17 protein-coding genes and 1 pseudogene are annotated in these 17,693 nt (G+C 40.9%); 9 read left to right on the top strand and 9 right to left on the bottom strand.

What is annotated here, in order from left to right:
- Window positions 1-35: 35 nt before the first annotated feature.
- Window positions 36-266 carry a hypothetical protein gene (locus tag A4G13_RS04570; RefSeq protein ID WP_243739745.1) on the bottom strand — a complete coding sequence of 77 codons (231 nt, stop codon included), beginning with the start codon at window positions 264-266 and terminating at the stop codon, window positions 36-38.
- A 147-nt stretch (window positions 267-413) separates the two neighbouring features.
- Window positions 414-896, bottom strand: a complete 483-nt coding sequence (locus A4G13_RS04575; protein ID WP_090656358.1) for a transposase — start codon at window positions 894-896, stop codon at window positions 414-416.
- Between the two features lie 331 nt (window positions 897-1,227).
- On the opposite strand from A4G13_RS04575, the gene A4G13_RS04580 reads away from it, so the two are divergent.
- Window positions 1,228-1,680 (top strand): nuclear transport factor 2 family protein, encoded by a 453-nt coding sequence (locus A4G13_RS04580; protein ID WP_090656356.1) that lies wholly within the window; start codon window positions 1,228-1,230, stop codon window positions 1,678-1,680.
- A 10-nt stretch (window positions 1,681-1,690) separates the two neighbouring features.
- Window positions 1,691-2,791 (top strand): alpha/beta hydrolase, encoded by a 1,101-nt coding sequence (locus A4G13_RS04585; RefSeq protein ID WP_090656353.1) that lies wholly within the window; start codon window positions 1,691-1,693, stop codon window positions 2,789-2,791.
- Between the two features lie 99 nt (window positions 2,792-2,890).
- Here the strand turns inward: A4G13_RS04585 and A4G13_RS04590 are convergent, their stop codons facing one another.
- The 3 genes from A4G13_RS04590 to A4G13_RS04600 all read right to left on the bottom strand — a co-directional run bounded on the left by A4G13_RS04590 (window position 2,891) and on the right by A4G13_RS04600 (window position 7,376).
- Window positions 2,891-4,810, bottom strand: a complete 1,920-nt coding sequence (locus A4G13_RS04590; protein ID WP_090656350.1) for an AAA family ATPase — start codon at window positions 4,808-4,810, stop codon at window positions 2,891-2,893.
- A gap of 192 nt (window positions 4,811-5,002) precedes the next feature.
- Complete coding sequence (locus A4G13_RS04595; protein WP_090656347.1) at window positions 5,003-6,196, bottom strand: ATP-binding protein; 1,194 nt, start codon at window positions 6,194-6,196, stop codon at window positions 5,003-5,005.
- A gap of 286 nt (window positions 6,197-6,482) precedes the next feature.
- Complete coding sequence (locus A4G13_RS04600) at window positions 6,483-7,376, bottom strand: LysR family transcriptional regulator (protein WP_090656345.1); 894 nt, start codon at window positions 7,374-7,376, stop codon at window positions 6,483-6,485.
- Window positions 7,377-7,548: 172 nt separating this feature from the next.
- On the opposite strand from A4G13_RS04600, the gene A4G13_RS04605 reads away from it, so the two are divergent.
- The 3 genes from A4G13_RS04605 (at window position 7,549) to A4G13_RS04615 (ending at window position 9,606) form a co-directional block, all read left to right on the top strand.
- The gene (locus A4G13_RS04605) at window positions 7,549-8,391 is read left to right on the top strand and encodes an aldo/keto reductase (protein WP_090656342.1); all 843 of its coding nucleotides are present in this window, start codon (window positions 7,549-7,551) and stop codon (window positions 8,389-8,391) included.
- A gap of 76 nt (window positions 8,392-8,467) precedes the next feature.
- Entirely contained in the window at window positions 8,468-8,782 is a 315-nt protein-coding gene (locus tag A4G13_RS04610; protein ID WP_165898014.1) for a transposase, read from the top strand.
- 11 nt (window positions 8,783-8,793) lie between these two features.
- On the top strand, window positions 8,794-9,606 hold the full coding sequence (locus A4G13_RS04615; protein ID WP_243739756.1) for an IS3 family transposase: 813 nt from the start codon (window positions 8,794-8,796) through the stop codon (window positions 9,604-9,606).
- 284 nt (window positions 9,607-9,890) lie between these two features.
- Here A4G13_RS04615 and A4G13_RS10590 read toward each other — a convergent pair whose 3' ends face one another.
- From A4G13_RS10590 to A4G13_RS04630, 3 genes and pseudogenes are all read right to left on the bottom strand, one after another.
- The gene (locus A4G13_RS10590) at window positions 9,891-10,268 is read right to left on the bottom strand and encodes an aromatic-ring hydroxylase C-terminal domain-containing protein (RefSeq protein WP_369596143.1); all 378 of its coding nucleotides are present in this window, start codon (window positions 10,266-10,268) and stop codon (window positions 9,891-9,893) included.
- A gap of 177 nt (window positions 10,269-10,445) precedes the next feature.
- Window positions 10,446-11,431 (bottom strand): annotated as a pseudogene (locus tag A4G13_RS04625) (FAD-dependent monooxygenase); the annotation flags it as partial.
- Window positions 11,432-11,943: 512 nt separating this feature from the next.
- Complete coding sequence (locus A4G13_RS04630; protein WP_090655030.1) at window positions 11,944-12,837, bottom strand: LysR family transcriptional regulator; 894 nt, start codon at window positions 12,835-12,837, stop codon at window positions 11,944-11,946.
- A 137-nt stretch (window positions 12,838-12,974) separates the two neighbouring features.
- On the opposite strand from A4G13_RS04630, the gene A4G13_RS04635 reads away from it, so the two are divergent.
- The 4 genes from A4G13_RS04635 to A4G13_RS04650 all read left to right on the top strand — a co-directional run bounded on the left by A4G13_RS04635 (window position 12,975) and on the right by A4G13_RS04650 (window position 16,621).
- On the top strand, window positions 12,975-13,502 hold the full coding sequence (locus A4G13_RS04635; protein WP_090655027.1) for an SRPBCC family protein: 528 nt from the start codon (window positions 12,975-12,977) through the stop codon (window positions 13,500-13,502).
- 244 nt (window positions 13,503-13,746) lie between these two features.
- On the top strand, window positions 13,747-14,328 hold the full coding sequence (locus tag A4G13_RS04640) for an NAD(P)H-binding protein (protein ID WP_090655024.1): 582 nt from the start codon (window positions 13,747-13,749) through the stop codon (window positions 14,326-14,328).
- A 4-nt stretch (window positions 14,329-14,332) separates the two neighbouring features.
- Window positions 14,333-15,163 (top strand): SDR family oxidoreductase, encoded by an 831-nt coding sequence (locus A4G13_RS04645; RefSeq protein ID WP_090655021.1) that lies wholly within the window; start codon window positions 14,333-14,335, stop codon window positions 15,161-15,163.
- A gap of 270 nt (window positions 15,164-15,433) precedes the next feature.
- Entirely contained in the window at window positions 15,434-16,621 is a 1,188-nt protein-coding gene (locus A4G13_RS04650; protein ID WP_142999799.1) for a multidrug effflux MFS transporter, read from the top strand.
- Window positions 16,622-16,655: 34 nt separating this feature from the next.
- Here the strand turns inward: A4G13_RS04650 and A4G13_RS04655 are convergent, their stop codons facing one another.
- On the bottom strand, window positions 16,656-17,624 hold the full coding sequence (locus A4G13_RS04655; RefSeq protein WP_041639825.1) for a Gfo/Idh/MocA family protein: 969 nt from the start codon (window positions 17,622-17,624) through the stop codon (window positions 16,656-16,658).
- Window positions 17,625-17,693: the final 69 nt, after the last annotated feature.

A 17,693-nucleotide genomic window follows, 5' to 3' on the forward strand; every position in this document is an offset into this window, starting at 1 on the left:
AGACCGCACTTTTAATGACAAGCGGTCCGTTTCATCTAGTTTTTTACAATTTCAGCCAAATCATAACTCACGCTGCGCCCGTCGCTTTCATTGCGTACCAGCACGCCCTTTTCAATCAAGTCGGTTAAATCGCGTAAAGCGGTATCCCGTGAAACTTTGGTCAATGCAGCATATTTTTTGTTCGTAAGTTTGCCTTCAAACTTATTATTCGCCTTAAAATATAAGGCAAATAATGTGCTTATTTGCCGGATTTGTCTAGAAATCATTGAAACAAACTCACAAGCGGTCAAATTTGTAGAGAAATTTGTAAATTACACACAAGGAGGAGCAAATATAAAGTTTGTTCCTATATGTTTATTAACGGAACCCGTAGGGACAGATTTTATATCTGTCCCGCCCGGTTACTGTGCTGACTATTGATTATAAAATCGATCCAATTCCCATTGTAATGGATTATTTTCTATATAATCGGCAATTCGCTCATAGTCTTTATCATCTCGAATAATATGTTCATAAAAACTACGTTGCCATAAAGGCTTATATTCCCGTTTATTTGCATATATAAAATGGCGATATTGCGTAACCGCATTACCTTTAAAGCTTTTTATCACTCGAGATAAAGCAATATCATCTTGATTAAACCAAATAAAATGTAAGTGATTCGGCATAATAACATAATCAAGAATAAGGCTATTGGGATATATATGGAGTAAATTTAATAACTCTATTTTGACAATTTTTCCAATCTCATTTAGTTGCATTTCCCCATTTACGATCTGACCAAATAAAAAAAATCTATTTTTAGCACATATAGTTACAAAATAACAACCATATTGAGAATAATCATAAAACGGTAAGCGTAAATGTGTACGACGGCGGTATTCTGATTTTTTCATTTGTATCCCCTATATGGGACAGATATAAAATCTGTCCCTACGGGAATAATAGGCAGAGAAATTTAACTAGGTCAATGTATGTATAAACAGACATTCTTATTTTACGATCAGCTTCACAAATTTAATTATCTTTATACAAGACAAACATAAAATTTGTCTCTACGCACCTGTTACCCCGTAGGGACAGATTTTATATCTGTCCCTTTTTCATTCACAATCTCAATTAATGAATAAATCTCATAACTACTAGAAACAAAACCCTATTTATCCCTTGCATTCAGCGTCCTATAATATCCGCATTGAAAGCCAATCAACAATAAAGGAACAGCTTATGACAAACATCGAACAACTTATCGAACGCCAAGCATTAAAAGATTTAGTGGATACTTTCTCAAATCTTGCCGATGAAAAAAACGTGGCTGCACAAATGCCGTTATTTACCGAAGATGCTATCGTAAATACCTATATCGGCGGCGAATTGGTATTTGAAATGGCAGGACGTGCGCAGATCGAACAAGTATTTAGCGACTACCTTGCGCCATTCCATGCGGTTTACCACCTGAACGGTCAGCATACGGTGACTTTCCAAGATGAAACCAATGCAACGGCAATCAACTATTGTCAGGTCGCCTTAGTCAGCAAACAAGACGGCAAGGAAATGTTATTAAGTCACTACGTTCGCTACAACGATACTTATACCAAACAAGGCGGTAAATGGTTAATCGCCAAACGTATTGCGAATTTTATGATTAGTGAAAATCGTGAACTTGGCGTAACGGCTTAATTTAGGAGCAATGATGAAAAAATCGTTATTTTTGACCGCACTTTCACTTGCGATACTAACCGGTTGTCAAAATGTCGGCTCGCAAGCCTTACAGATTGAAAAACAAGGCAGTTTCACTGTGGGCGGCAGCTATGTCACCCACAAAGGCACCTTCAAACAGGAAAACTTTATTGCCCCTGAAGGGCAACGGGCCTACGGTGATTTTGCTTATGTGAAATATCAAACCCCGACTAATGCGAAAAAATATCCGTTAGTCTTCCAACACGGCGGCGCACAATCTTCCCGTACTTGGGAAAGCACGGTGGACGGGCGTGAAGGCTTTGATACGCTGTTTTTGCGTAAAGGCTACAGCACCTATTTAGTCGATCAGCCTCGCAGCGGTAAATCCAATCTATCCACCAAAGCGATTACAGCGGACACACCTTGGGCAAGCAATCCAATGTATGCGGATAAAACCTTCTGGATTTTATCGCGCATGGGACATTACGACAGCCATAACCAACCTGTCGCTAATGCGCAATTTCCCGCAGGCGAAGCCGCTTATCAAGCATTCCAACAGGCTTGGACGATTGGTTCAGGCCCCTTGGATAACGATTTAAACGCCGATGTATTAACTCAGTTAGTCGATCAAACCAAAGGGGCGATCTTAGTTACTCACTCTATGGGCGGCACCATCGGCTGGCGTACCGCATTACGCACCGATAACGTGAAAGCGATTGTCGCTTGGGAACCAGGCGGCACACCGTTTATCTTCCCGGAAAACGAAATGCCAAAAATCACCAAAGCCCGTTTTGAAGCCTTAAGCGGCGCCGCAATGGGCGTACCGATGAATGAATTTCTGAAGCTGACCAAAATCCCGATTGTGCTGTATTACGGCGATTATATTCGGGTTGGATCTGACAATGTCGGCGAAGACAAATGGGGAACCGAACTTGCGATGGCAAAACAGTTTGTGGCAACCATCAACAAACACGGCGGCGACGCTACGCTAGTCCATTTACCCGAAATCGGTATTAAAGGAAACTCTCACTTCTTAATGGGCGAGAAAAACAACCAACAGTTAGCCGATTTAATGGCGGATTGGTTGAAACAGAAAGGGTTGGATAAGTAATACAAGCGGTTGGATTTTGCAAAAAATTTGCACCTTAATCAGTCGGATAGTTAGTCCAACTTTTGGGGTGCAGATTAAAATAAACAGCATTTTATCCATCTAGAATAATGAGTTTATCTTTTTAAATAATTTTTCGAAACGTTCAAGTGTCTCTTGGCTAAAATTATCTTTACATAAACCTAACTTACTTGCAGTCATTGAAGGTCTGTAATGGTTGTATCTATTTTTTTGAATAATCTTATTTATTTGCTGAATAATCGGCTTACTCATATCTATCGCTGATCTATCTATATCTGTATACTCAGTAAATGCAGTATTAAAGAAATTTAGATATTCTTCAACAGTAAAAAGATCTTCCAAATCAGCAATATCTCCTACATTTCTAGAGAATTCATTAAAAAAGAGTATGTTTTTTTCTTTTATTATTTTCTGCTCAATAAGGCTATTTAATCTTGCTTTGCCTTTTTGATCTGTAAAGGTATCTAATGCACAAACAATATTTAAATTCTGACCTTTTAATAAAGAAATAAAGGAGGTTACTTTATCTAGCCCACCGACAGGAACTATTGTTATATCATCTTTTATTCCTTGTAATCCTGATTCTTCCAAAATAGAAGACATCATTGTTAAATAAACTAGATCGGATACCCCTTCAACTAATAAATTGTTTTTATTAATGAAAAGATTCTGAGCAATGTCATACCCAAGAGCAGCCTGTAACGGAAAGAGAGTGTCAGAATCTTTTTCTTCAATAGCATTTTTTATGGTTGTTCCATCCTTTGATTCATACACTGTTCGAACTCTTTCTAAACTATTGTGCGGAACCATGAATGGTGAATGTGTTGTATAAATAATTTGATATTCTTCAGATAAATCATCTAAAAATCTCAACAAATCTGCTTGTGCAGCAGCATGAAGATTTAACCCTGGCTCATCTAACAATAAGATATATTGATTTGATTTATCTTCTTGAATTCTACTAAACCACACAATGAAAGAGAAAAACCAATTGAATCCTTTGCTTCGGTTGGATAACGGCAAACTAATATGATGTTTATCACTCCAAACTCGAATATTTAAATATTTTTCAACATTATTAGGATAATTGCGATTTTCTTTACTTTCTATATCGAATTGCACTCTAAGACCTGTATTATTTTTCCAATACTTAAAAATATGTTGAGTAATTTCACTTGATGTTGCTTCAAGTTCTGCTTTGAAATCCTCATAAGAATCAGGGTTCTGTAAATCATCTAAATCGACATCAGCTAATTCTAATAATGCTTTTGCTGTTTTAGCATCTTGAGTAGTGGATTTATTGATAGTTGATAAATCTATTTTTGATGGTAATTCATAATATTCATCAAAATACATAAATTTAGGCATGGCTGGAGAGAGGTGTATTCTCCAAAGATATGCCGCAAGCCAATTATTCCAATCTAAATTTGTAAAATAATTAGCTTTAATATCACTTAATGCTTTAAATAGCTTACCTTCCGCAGATTCTTCTTCAGCTGTTTTATATTCATCAAGTGCATTAAGTATTTCATTTTTACTTGTTAAATTTCTAATAATATTCAAATTTTCAGCATTTAGATTATGCTTATTACCAATAAATTCCAAGAATTTATAAATGTCAGTTTCTGGATGAGAAATACTTTTTAAGTTATCGTATTTGGTAGTAACAGTAAATTCCCACTTGCTAACAACATTACCTCCTATGTGTTTTTCAATTTCATGAATTTCTTTTTGATTAAGTTGGTAAGTGCAAGAAATGGCTTCTCCTATTTCACCAGATTTGTCGTATTTCTTTTTCTCTTTTCTTGGGTAGTCATGAGTTGGATTAAATTTAAAATCATTATCATCAGAAAAGTAGTTTGTTTTTGCTATTGCCTCTAAAATTGCTGTTTTTCCAGATTCATTTTTTCCAACAATAATCGTAATATCATCATCTACGGGAAATGATTGCTGTTGATCGTATGATTTATATTTATGAACAGTAACATTTGTAAGTTTCATGGTTTATCCTTAGTTTTGACAAAAATTCACTATTGAAAGATTTAAAAAATTTTTTAGCTGTCTATATTTTACATATTTTCAAATACACAAAACAATCATATATTAAATTCGAAGTTATCTTAGCCTAGAGTAGGTATACCTTAGATTATCATTGCGCCACGACTTTTATCTAACATAAATATCCTACCCACATCACTCCCCCAACAACCAATCCACCACATACACAATCGGTACGCCGTCAATTTCGGTTTGCTCGTAGTATTTACCTGTAATCAGGATTTTTTTATAGTTGTCTTTGATATGCAATAAATTATCGGTTTCGTGGGTGTTATTCGGCAATTCGTAGGCGACTTGCACATATAAAATCTCATCGGCTTTGCGGGCGATAAAGTCGATTTCTTTACTGTCTAATTTGCCCACATCAACGGTGTAGCCGCGTCTGAGTAACTCAATAAACACAATATTTTCTAAGCGATTTGAGTAGTTTGCTTCTTTTTTGCCGACGGCATGACGTCTTAAACCGTTGTCCGCAATAAAATATTTGGCATTGGTTTTAAGATAACCTTTGCCGCGAATATCGTATTGTTTGGCTTTGTAGAATAAAAAGGCATTTTCTAATAAATCCAAATACTTATTGATGGTATGGTTAGAGGTCGGCACGCGTTCTGAAGTCAAAGTATTGCTGATTTTAGACGGATTAACCAACTGCCCCACATTATCCGCAAGAAATAAAATCACGCTTTTTAAGGTATGCGTATCTTTCACACTTGCCCGATGTGCAATATCATTCAGCACGATAGAGTCAAAAATGCCCGATAAAATCGTTTCTTTGAGCACTTCATCGGCAATCACCACACTGGGGAAACCGCCGTATTTTTCATATTCCGAATAGAGTTTATCTACTAACCGGGAGTGATGTTCGACATTTTTAGACAACAGAAACTCTTTGAAAGAAAGCGGATAGATTTTAATTTCGACATAACGCCCGCTGAGCAAGGTTGCCAATTCGCCGGAAAGCAAATTGGCATTAGAGCCGGTAATCACAATATCGGCATGAAAACTCACCCGAACCGCATTAATGATTTTCTGCCAGCCGTCCACAAATTGGATTTCGTCAATCAGAAAGTAAATTTTCTCCTTGCTGTCAGGCAGAATTTCTTTGATTAACTGATGAAAATCCACCTCATTTTTGACCCATTGGTAATCAAAACTTTCAAAATTCAGGTAAATAATATTTTCGGCAGGCACACCTTGAGATTGCAGATAATCACGATATTGCATGAGCAATACCGACTTGCCCGAACGGCGAACGCCTGTAATCACTTTGATAAAATCGGTATCTTTAAACTGAATAAGTTGCTGAAGATAAGTCTCACGGGAAATCATAAAATCACCAAATTGGAAGTTGAATTCATATTTTGGGTAATTTTAACAAAACTGGAAGTGCATTTCCAATTTCTTTTATTTTTGATGATTTTGGAAGTTTGTTTCCAGTTAATACCGCTTGCAAAAGGCAGTTCTCAGACTGCTGACAAACATAAAAATTTATTTAAGATCCGTAGGGACAGGGTTTATCCCTGTCCATAACATATTGAATTATCAGTGTTATTATAAAGGGTGGGGATAAACCTCACCCCTACGAGAAACTTTGTCAATAATCTATTACGGCGACTTACACCCGCAACGCCTCTACCAACGCCTTAAACAGCGGTGAATTTTGGCGGCGGTTTGGGTAGTAGAGATGATAGCCGTCGTAGCTGATGGCGTATTTGTTTAAAACTTCCACCAACTCGCCGCGTTCAAGTTCTGCTTGTACGCTGTCAATCGGTAGCCACGCCAAGCCTTGCCCGTCTTTAACGGCGCGGGTGATTAAGTGGCTGTTGTTGAAGGTCAGCCGTCCCCGAGGTTGAAAACGGATCGGCTGTTGGGATTTCGGGTTCGGGCGAAATTCCCACTGCATAATGCTGTCGGTGGACTGCAAACGTATCAGCAAGCAGTTGTGTTGTTTTAAATCGTCCACGTTTTTCGGCGTGCCGTGGTCGGCGAGATAGTCGGGGGTGGCGACTACCGCCATTTGCATTTTGTCGGACAGGCGTACTGCAATCATATCCTGCGCCACATCCGCGCCTAAACGAATACCTGCGTCAAACCGCCCTGCCACGATGTCCACAAATTTCGTTTCGCTCACCAGTTCCAATTCTACTTCGGGATATTGGCGGCTGAACGCTATCAGCTTATCCCACAAGACAAAGGCAAAGGCGTGATCGTTGCCGTTAATCCGCAATCTGCCCTTGAGGGTGTTGCGAAATTCGCTTAGGGCATTCACATTGTGCTCTATGCTTTCAAACAGCGGCTGCAAGTGATGAAACAGCTGCTCGCCTGCGTCCGTGGTCGCTATGCTGCGGGTGGTGCGGTTGAATAGTTTGATGTCGAGTTGTTCTTCCAGTTTTCTGATGGAATGGCTGAGCGCCGAGGCGGATACGCCCAGTTGCGCCGCCGCTTTGGTGAAACTGCCTGCCTGCGCAACGGTGAGAAAGGCGCGTAATTCATAGAGATTATCAAGCATAACACAATCCTGATTATTGAATATTATTCAATAGTATATGAAATATTGTGTGTATTATCAAAGTAATTCTGCCATTCTATAATTCATCTCGTAAACAAGACATCGTGGGGTAACCCACTGGAAAAATCCAATCTGACGAGCTAAGGCTCATTCAATCAAAAAGGAAATCAACATGGAAAAATTTATCTTAAACAACGGTGTAGAAATGCCAATGGTTGGCTTTGGTGTATTTCAAGTGAGCGATGAAGAAACCGAACAAGCGGTATTGAAAGCCTTAAAAGCGGGTTATCGTTTACTCGACACCGCAGCGGTGTATGCCAATGAAGGCGGTGTCGGTCGCGCCATTAAAGCCAGTGGTATTCCGCGTGAAGAAATTTTTGTGGTCACCAAATTATGGATTCAACGCCAAAACGGCTACGAAAATACCAAACAAGCCCTTGAACAGTCACTCGAACGTTTAGGCTTGGATTATGTGGATCTCTATTTAATGCACCAACCGTTCGGCGATGTGCATGAAGAATGGCGCGCTATGGAAGATTTATACAAAGCGGGAAAAACACGGGCGATTGGGGTGTGCAACTTCCACGCCGACCGTTTAATGGATTTAATCACCTGCCACGAAATCGTACCGGCGGTAAACCAAATCGAAACGCACCCGTTCTATCAGCGTGAAGCGGAATTAGCCTTCCACCAAGAAAACGGCATTTTGCACCAATCTTGGGGGCCGTTGGCGGAAGGTAAATTCGACATTTTCACCAATCCGGTATTGGTCAAAATCGCAGAAAAACACGGCAAATCCGTGGCACAAGTGATTTTACGCTGGTTAAACCAACGCGGCATTGCGATTATTCCAAAATCGGTGCGTGAAGAAAGAATGGTGGAAAACCGCGACATCTTCGGTTTTGAATTAGACGCCCAAGATTTTGCCGACATCGCAACATTAAACCGCAATGAAATCATCTTCAACCACCGCGATCCGGCAATGATTAAATGGTTGGCGGAGTTCCGTGGGTAATACGACATCTGTAGTGGTAGACTAATTCCGCAGTCCTCAATAAGTGGTAAAATAACATCACAAATGAGGAAATATTATGAGAAGAACATTTAGCGCAGAATATAAAGCTGAAGCAGTAAAATTAGTGACTGAACGAGGATATTCAGTTTCTCAAGCTTGCCGAGAGTTAGGTGTGGGTGAAACAGCACTTCGTCGCTGGATAAGTCAAGTTCAAGCGGAGCAACAAGGTTACGTTTTAGCTGGTTCAAAGCCAATTAGTCCAGAACAACAACGAATTCGAGAACTTGAAAATCGTATTAAAGAACTTGAAGAAGATAAGGCCATTTTAAAAAAGGCTACAGCGATTTTAATGTCACTCGAAAACAAAAATACCAAGTCATTACGACGTTAAAATCGCGAGGAATCAACCGGTTATGTGAGCTATTTAGCGTGTCTGAAAGTGCTTACTACGCCCATTTGCGCACAGCCAAAAAGCCAGCGAAACACACAGCTTTAGCCGTTGAAATCAAGGCAATTTTTGATGCAAGCCGAAGTTCAGCAGGCAAACGAACGATTCAATCGCATTTGAAAGAGAAAGGTATTTTTGTGGGGTTGTATTTAATTCGTAAGTTAATGAATAAGCAAGGATTATTTAGTAAGCAACCGCAAAAATGGCGCAATCCTAGTAAAGGAAACAGTCAAGTTTTTGAGAATATACTAAGTCGAGAATTTACGCCTGATAGCCAAACGACCGTGCTATGTGGTGACACGACCTATATAAAAATCAATGGGATATGGTGCTATTTAGCAGTGGTAATTAATTTATTAAATCGTCAAGTCGTCGGTTGGAAGCTAAGTCGCTATCATGATAGTGAGCTGGTTAAAGATGCACTGAATCATGCGATGCTGAATATTGAACGCACGGAGCGAATGTTGTTCCATTCAGACCAAGGTAGTATTTATGGCAGTGAAATCTTTACTGATTCAGTTAAGAAACATGGGCTTACACAAAGTATGAGCCGTCGTGGTAACTGTTGGGACAATGCGCCGGTGGAGCGTTGGTTTCGAAGTTTTAAATATGAATGGATGCTGAAAGGTGGTTATAGTGATTTTGAAAGTGCTGTAAATGATGTGAGAGAATATGTGATGTATTATAATCACATTCGCCCACATAGCTATAATCAAGGTCTATCTCCGATTTTAGCAAAAACAACTTATCGGAGACTGTTAAATTAGTTGACCACTACAATCACAAGGTGAAACCCTATGAGAAAATTTGTAAAACTTTCCACGTTAACGAGTGTTTTGGTAAATCCGTCTTTTGCAATTGCCCCACTAAAACTTACCCCTTAATTGCTCGATACTTTTGTTTTCCACGTTTAATCAACGGTATAAGAATTTGAGTTCAGGGTAATACGCTTAACACATTCAAAACACAATACCGCCCAAAGTCAAACTTGGGCGGTATGTTTTATAAGTAATAGTATGAAAAACTGAGCTTATGATAACAATACTAACATCTAATATTTCGCAAGTATTTGCGTTATCACTTTTTCTAATCCAACAATTTGACTACTATTTTGACACTGCCAAGCAATAATGCCGTCTGGTCTTACCAATACCGCACCATTTTCTTGAACGCCGAATAATGTGGCAAAAGAATGTTGTTGTGGAAAATCAACTTCTTTAATATCGACTGTTTTAATCCCCAATAATTGTGCTTGCACCAAACATTCATCTGCTGGGCTCAACAACACAAACTCACTGCCCCATAAATCCAGTGATGATAGGGTGTTATTTTGATATGTTAAAAATATATGGGGTGCTCGTGTGCCAGCTTGTCCCGCCCAATCCGCTATTTCAGCGGCAGCAGGCAAGTTTTTTGTATCCGCAACCACCGCTGATGAACGGTTAAGTTGTCCAAACTCTAATGCCTCATTAGAAAACAGCGGTTCAGCTTGAAAATTGTTACCTACCCATTTTTGATAGTCTGGACGGGAAAAGGTTTGTTGATGACGTAACCAAGCAATAGGTTGTCTTTCTTGGCTATAAGTATCCAACAATTTAACATCAGCTTGACCTGATAAGACCCATTTTAATTTCCACGCCAAATTCCAAACATCATCAATACCCGTATTTGCACCAAATCCGCCACGAGTAGGAGGCAACTGATGTGCCGCATCACCAGCTAAAAATATTCGATCTTTACGGTATTCCGTCGCAATCCGTCCTGCCATTTCCCAAGTGCCAGTCGTAATTATTTCAAAAGTAAAATCTTGCCCTAAAGCCTGTTTGATAAACTGCTGTGCTGTCGCTGTATCCGTGGCTTGCCTGCCTGCCACATTAATACCCAGCGGCTGTCGCCGTAATGAGTTAAAAAGCCTTTAAAGTCGTTTTGACGGATTGAGAATTGCTGAAAACCTGATTTTAAAAATTCATCCGCTTGAGGGCAGAAAAATAACACACTTTGCATATAGCATAAATGTCCAACCCCCACACGATGAATGCCTAATGTTTCACGAACAGTACTATTTGCTCCGTCGGCAGCAATCACATAATCAGCTAAAATATCTTCGTGTTGCCCTGTGTTTTTATCATAGATGTGCAATAAAACCCCCTCCGCACTTTGCTCAAAAGACAATAATTCTGTCCCTAAACGCAATTGCGAGCCTAATTTTAATGCTTCTTCTCGTAAAATAGGTTCCAATTTATCTTGCGCCATTGCAGTACCAGTAAAAGGTGAGCATTCCGTTAATATACGGTGTTCATCATTAGGTGTCCAAGCCTCTTCATTAAACCATTGTCCTGTTAAACTTTCTACCGTGATACGACGCAAACGTGCATCAACAGACCATTGCGGAATACGATGAATAATACCCGCCATACTGTAATGTTCCATTGTAGTTTGGGTAAAACCCATTGCACGTGGATGGGATGCACTCCCCTTATGTTTTTCAATAACAATATTTGGCACATTCAGCCAAGATAAAAATAAAGACGCAGATAAACCAACTAAGCTACCGCCAATAATGGCTACGGGGATACGATGTTGCATAAACATTCCTTACATAATTTAAAAATAAAGAAATGTATGCCAATGCTTTGATATAGGAAAATTTTAGACACCACAAAACAATGGCAATACATACCATTGTCGCGATTTAAGATGATGAAAGAAATGTGTTATCAACTTAACAAATGATCTATTTCCGAAAAGAAATAAATTGACTGGGGCTCACCACGTCCAGTCTGCCTTTTTCAACTTGCGCATAATGCGCTTAATTTTACCTATTGTCAAATTTAATTTGGAATTTTTTTTCGATATATTTTTACTGATAATCATACAAAAAATATCAGATTGATAGCGCACAGCGAGCCGTAAACTTCGTCATAAAGGCAAAACCCAACATACCAAAAATCATCTTGATAAACTCAATCTAAAACTGCGTAAATATCTAGGTTGGAAAACCCCTTATGAAGTGTACTTCAAAAAATCGTTGCACTTGGTTTGACAATTCAAGATTAAAATTCTAAATGGAAGTTCAATAGATGAAAATAATTTTTATTTATTCTTTAACAAACCTCAGCCATTAGCTCTCTTAACCAACGATACGCAGGATCTCGGTGCGTGCGTTCGTGCCAAACGAGCGTTTTGGTAAATCCGTCTATTTGCAGTGGCGGTTCAAAATAATGAATATTTGCGAGATTTTCCACTAACCGCTTAGGCACAACCGCTAATAAATCGCTATTGGTGAGAAACTCTGGCATGACAATAAAATTTTGGACGGACACCGTAACATTCCTCGTCAGCCCCAATTTTGCTAAGGCTTTATCCGTTGCCCCACTAAAACTCCCCCCTTGATAAGAGACTAATGCTTGTTCAAGCCGGCAAAATTGCTCCAAACTGATACTGCCCTGTTGAGCCACAGGGTGATCTTTTCTTAGCGCACAGACATATTGCTCTTGATAGAGATCTTTAGAGTGAATATCAGGGGCTGAAAAATCAGGGGTAACTAAGCCAAAATCCACAATGCCTTGCTCCAATTGAGATTGCAAATTCTGCTCATTAATCGCCAAAATCGCCACTTTAATTTTGGGCGCACGCTGTTTTAATACCGCTAAAAACGGCGAAATCACCGCTCGTAACGCATAGTCCGTACAAGCAATGGTTAGGGTAAGTTCTGCGGTTTGCGGATCAAAAAGTTTAGGTTGCAATAGCTGTTCCGCACTTTGCAGCAGTTGTTTAATCGGCTGACGAAATTCTAAGGCACGATTGGTCGGAACAATACCACGCTGTACTCGCACAAACAGCGGATCATTAAAGCTATCTCGCAAGCGTTGCAAAATACCGCTCATTGCGGGTTGTGTAACGGATAAGCGTTGCGCAGCCTTGCTCACACTTTTCTCATCCATCAATACATCAAAGGCTTTCAGTAGGTTTAAATCTAAGTTTCGTAATTCTCGCATAGCTGTCTTCAGATATTAGTTTTACTGATATTAAATATTCATTTAAACAATTAGTCAATATAACTGAGTATTTCTATAATGCATTCCGTCGCGTTAAGAACGCATTTTATTTCAACTTTAAATTAAGGAATTTAACTATGACAACTTACTCACAACCCGCAATTATTTGGCCTGAAAAATATACCCCGGGGGAAACCGATAACTACGCCTCAAATGAAATGATCATCAAAGATCTTAGCGTTGCGGAAGTCTGGGAATATTTAATTGATACTAAAGCGTGGCCAACCTACTACAACAATGCGGAAAATATCGTGGTTGGCGACGGTAGCCAAACCAAACTTTCCGCAAATGCCACATTTGTGTTCGATACTTTTGGTTTCCACGTTTCATCCAAAGTAGAAGAATTTGAGTTAAGCAATGACGGCAACCTAGCTCGCTTAGCATGGTCGGGCACTTTTGGCGAAAGTGATGAATTTAGTGATGTGTATCACGCTTGGTTAATTGAAAACTTGCCGAATAATCGTGTGCGTATTCTGACAGAAGAAAGCCAAATCGGTAAATTACCGCAACAACTCGCTCAAACCTTGCCTAACCCAATGATCAACGGACATCAGGCTTGGTTAGTCGGTCTGGCAAATAGTGCGAAGAATAAAACGAGTTACTAAATTGCGAGGAATGAAGTTTTAACGCTTACAAGCGGTCTGATTTCACAAATATTTTGCAAGTTACTTTAAGAGATAAAAGTCATCTGGGGAAACTCAGATGACTTTTTTATTTTGCAAGATTTTATCTCTTATCCTTTTTTATTAATGAATAAAACTCATAACCCCTAGAAATAAAACCCCATTTATCCATAAAAATATCAGTCCTATAATAACGTCACTTTCAAAGCACAATAGGAAACTCACTATGCAAAACATCTTAATATTAGGCGCAACCGGCAGCCTTGCAGCGCAAATTATCCCGACTTTATTAGCCGAAACCGATGATAACTTAACCCTATTTGCACGCAATCCCAGCCGATTAGCACAGTTTAACAGTGAACGAGTGCAAGTTGTGCAAGGGGATATGATGAACATTGAGCAACTTAGCGAAGTGCTAAAAGGCAAAGATATTGTCTATGCAGGCTTGGCGGGAAATCTTGAGCCAATGGCGAAAAATTTGGTAACCGCAATGGAAACCGTTCAGGTCAAACGCTTAATTTGGGTAAGTTCAATGGGGATTTACGGGGAAACAGGTGAAGATCACGGGGCAATTCTTGATCCTTACCGCCGTTCGGCACAAATCATCGAACAATCGGGGCTGGATTACACCATTTTACGCCCGGGTTGGTTTACCAACGGTCAGGAAATTGACTATCAACTAACGCATAAAGGCGAAGCCTTTAAAGGTCATTCCGTTTCACGTAAAAGTATTGCGGATTTTGTATTGAAATTAATGCAAAACCCAGAGTTAGAAATTAAGCAGAGTGTAGGCATTGCAAAGGAGTAAAAAAATGAAACAAAAAGAAGTTATTGTCGCCATCGGTAGCGGTTCAATTGCACAAGCCATTGCACGCCGAGTCAGTATCGGTAAACAGGTTTTACTTGCCGATATTAAATCAGAAAACGCAGAAATGGCAGCAAAAACCTTGCGTGAGGCGGGTTTTGAGGTCAGCACCACGGTGGTTGATGTCAGTTCTCGCGCATCCGTGCAAGCATTGGTGAAAACCGCCGTTGATTTAGGCGCAGTAAAAGGTGTCATTCACACCGCAGGGCTTTCACCGTCACAAGCCCGCCCCGAAGCAATCTTAAAAGTGGATCTTTTCGGCACGGCAGTGGTGTTTGAAGAATTCGGCAAAGTCATCGCCACAGGCGGTTCTGCAGTGGTTATCGGTTCGCAATCCAGCCATCGTTTAGCCATTGATGAAATCAGCCAAGCACAAGCGGACGAACTCGCCACCCTTGAGCCGGAAAAACTACTCGAATTGCCGCTTGTCCAAGAAATTAATGACAGCCTGCGCGCTTACCAAATTTCCAAACGAGGCAATGCGTTGCGGGTTCAAGCGGAAGCGGTTAAATGGGGCAAACGCGGGGCTAGAATTAACTGTATCAGCGCAGGCATTATTTATACCCCGCTCGCCTATGATGAATTAACCAGTAGCGAGCGTGGCGAGTTCTACCGCAATATGCTGGCAAAATCCCCTGCCGGACGTGGCGGTACGCCTGATGAAATCGGCGCCTTGGCGGAATTTTTATTTAATTCAAGTTACATCAGCGGCAGCGATATTTTAATTGACGGCGGCGTTACCGCTTCATATAAATACGGCGAGTTAAAACCGGCGTAATCTAAGAGATTACAGATTGCGGATAAACCTCAGAATTTATTTAAAATTCGTATGGACAGACTTTATGTCTGTCCAAAATTGTCAGGGGACAGGTATAAAACCTGTCTCTACGAAAGACTTTGTTAACAATCTCAATAATCTTTCTCATAATTCTATTTTATATGTTGATACGAGGAAAAAACTATGCAAAAACTGACCGCACTTTTAGTTGGAATACCCCGTCAGAATCACCGTTCGGTATGTTTAAACAATAACGGATAAGGCAAATTGATGACTTCTTCAAGACCCAATCTGCCCCTTTTACTTATTCTCGGCGCGTTGATGGCATGCACTTCCCTTTCTACGGATATTTATCTGCCCGCCATGCCGACGATGGCGAAAGAGCTACAGGGCAATACAGAGCTTACCATTACTGGATTCTTAATCGGTTTCGCCATTGCGCAGTTAATCTGGGGACCAATCAGCGATCGTATCGGGCGAAAAATCCCGCTGTTTATCGGTATGGCGTTGTTTGCCGTCGGTTCCGTCGGATGTGCCTTATCGCAAAGCATGACGGAAATCGTATTCTGGCGGGTGTTTCAAGCCGTCGGCGCCTGTGTGGGTCCGATGCTTTCCCGTGCGATGATCCGCGATTTATACGATCGTTCACAAGCGGCGCAAATGCTTTCCACACTGACTATCATTATGGCTGCGGCGCCAATTATCGGTCCGTTGCTCGGTGGTCTGTTATTGAAAATCAGTTCTTGGCAGGCGATTTTCTGGCTGTTGGTGGTTATCGGCATCTTGCTTTTCCTCTCAATCATCAAACTGCCCGAAACCTTACCGCCGGCAAAACGTGCCGCGGGTTCCTTTTGGTCGGCTTTTGGTAACTATCGGATACTGTTGAAAAACCGCGCTTTTATGCGCTATACCCTGTGCGTGACATTTTTCTATGTCGCCGCTTACGCCTTTATCACCGGTTCACCCTTTGTTTATATCGATTATTTTAAAGTCGATCCGCAATACTACGGTTTTCTGTTCGGTGTGAATATCATGGGCGTCGCACTGCTCAGTGCGGTAAATCGTCGATTGGTGCGCCATTATCCGTTAGAGTCATTGCTGCGTATTTCCACCATAATTGCGTTATGCGCCACCTTAATTTTAGTAGTTCTGGTATTTATGGACCTAAACGGAATTGCAGGGATTCTGAGTGTCGCCGTGCCGATATTTATTATGTTCAGTATGAACGGGATTATCGCCGCCCGTACCAACGCCATGGCACTGGACAGCGTACAACCGGAAATTGCTGGCTCCGCCGCCGCACTCCTCGGTTCACTGCAATACGGCAGCGGTATTCTTTCCTCGCTACTACTCGCTGGCTTCTCCGACGGCACACCGCATACCATGGCTTGGATTATTGCGTTATTTGTGGGGCTCTGTGCGGTAATTGGGTGGGGGCAACGACCAAAATTCGCCTGAAAAGTGCGGTCGTTTTTTTGCAAATTTCCGACCGTTATTCCCCGGCAAATTTAATGCCGGCTCCTTTTCTCGCTTGTTCAAGCACTTCGCTGACCGCCGCCGAAATATCCAGCATTTTTTCCGCTTGGGCAAAGTCTTTACGGTCGATAATTTCCACAAACCGTTCGAATTCAGGGAGCATACGGTGTGCGTCGCCGAACTCAAAATGTTGCGCTTCGCCTTGATTCGGGGTGTAAGTGAAACGGTTCATGGCATTCGCCGGCATTGGTACGGTGATATTGCCTTTATCGCCTTGAATAGAGAGCATAACCGGTGCGGCGCAGTCTTTTGCGCCGATACAAACCGCTTTAAATTGCGGATAATCCAACAGCAAAATACCGCTGGTATCAATGCCGCGCTGAATATTGGCGGCGTAGGCACAACTTTGCGGTTTGCCGAACAGCCCCACCGCAAAATGCACGTTATAAACATTGAGATCCATCAATGCTCCGCCCGATTTTTGCGGGTCAAACGCCGGTAACGTTTCGCCCGCTTTGAAACGGTCGTAACGGCTGGAATACTGGCTGTAATTCAGACTGACGATTTTAATCTCGCCCAGCTCCGCCACTTTTTCCCGAATTGCAAGATAAGCAGGCAGATAATGCACCGTAACCGCTTCAATTAAAATCACGCCTTGGGTTTGGGCCAGTTGTCTTAGTTGATTAAATTCACCCGTATTTGAGGTGATCGGTTTTTCCATAATCACGTTTTTGCCCGCTTCCAGCGCCTGCTTGGCAAAAGAAAAATGAAGATGATTCGGTAGGGCGATATAGATCGTATCCAAATCGGAATTTAACATTGCCTCGTAATCAGCAAAAACCTGTGAAATACCATTTTCACTGGCAAATTGTGTTGTTTTTACCTGATCCCGTCCCCAAATCGCTAATTTTTCTAGCGTCACTTTATGTAGAGTTTGCATAAGATCTGCTACGATCATCCCGGTTCCAACAATTCCAAGTTTCATATCCATCTCCTTACATTATTTAACAATCATTCGAATTTTACCGCTTACACCGCCTTAATGCGACGTTTA

This window comes from Basfia succiniciproducens, from assembly GCF_011455875.1.
In the GTDB taxonomy this organism is placed as follows: Bacteria; Pseudomonadota; Gammaproteobacteria; order Enterobacterales; family Pasteurellaceae; genus Basfia; species Basfia succiniciproducens.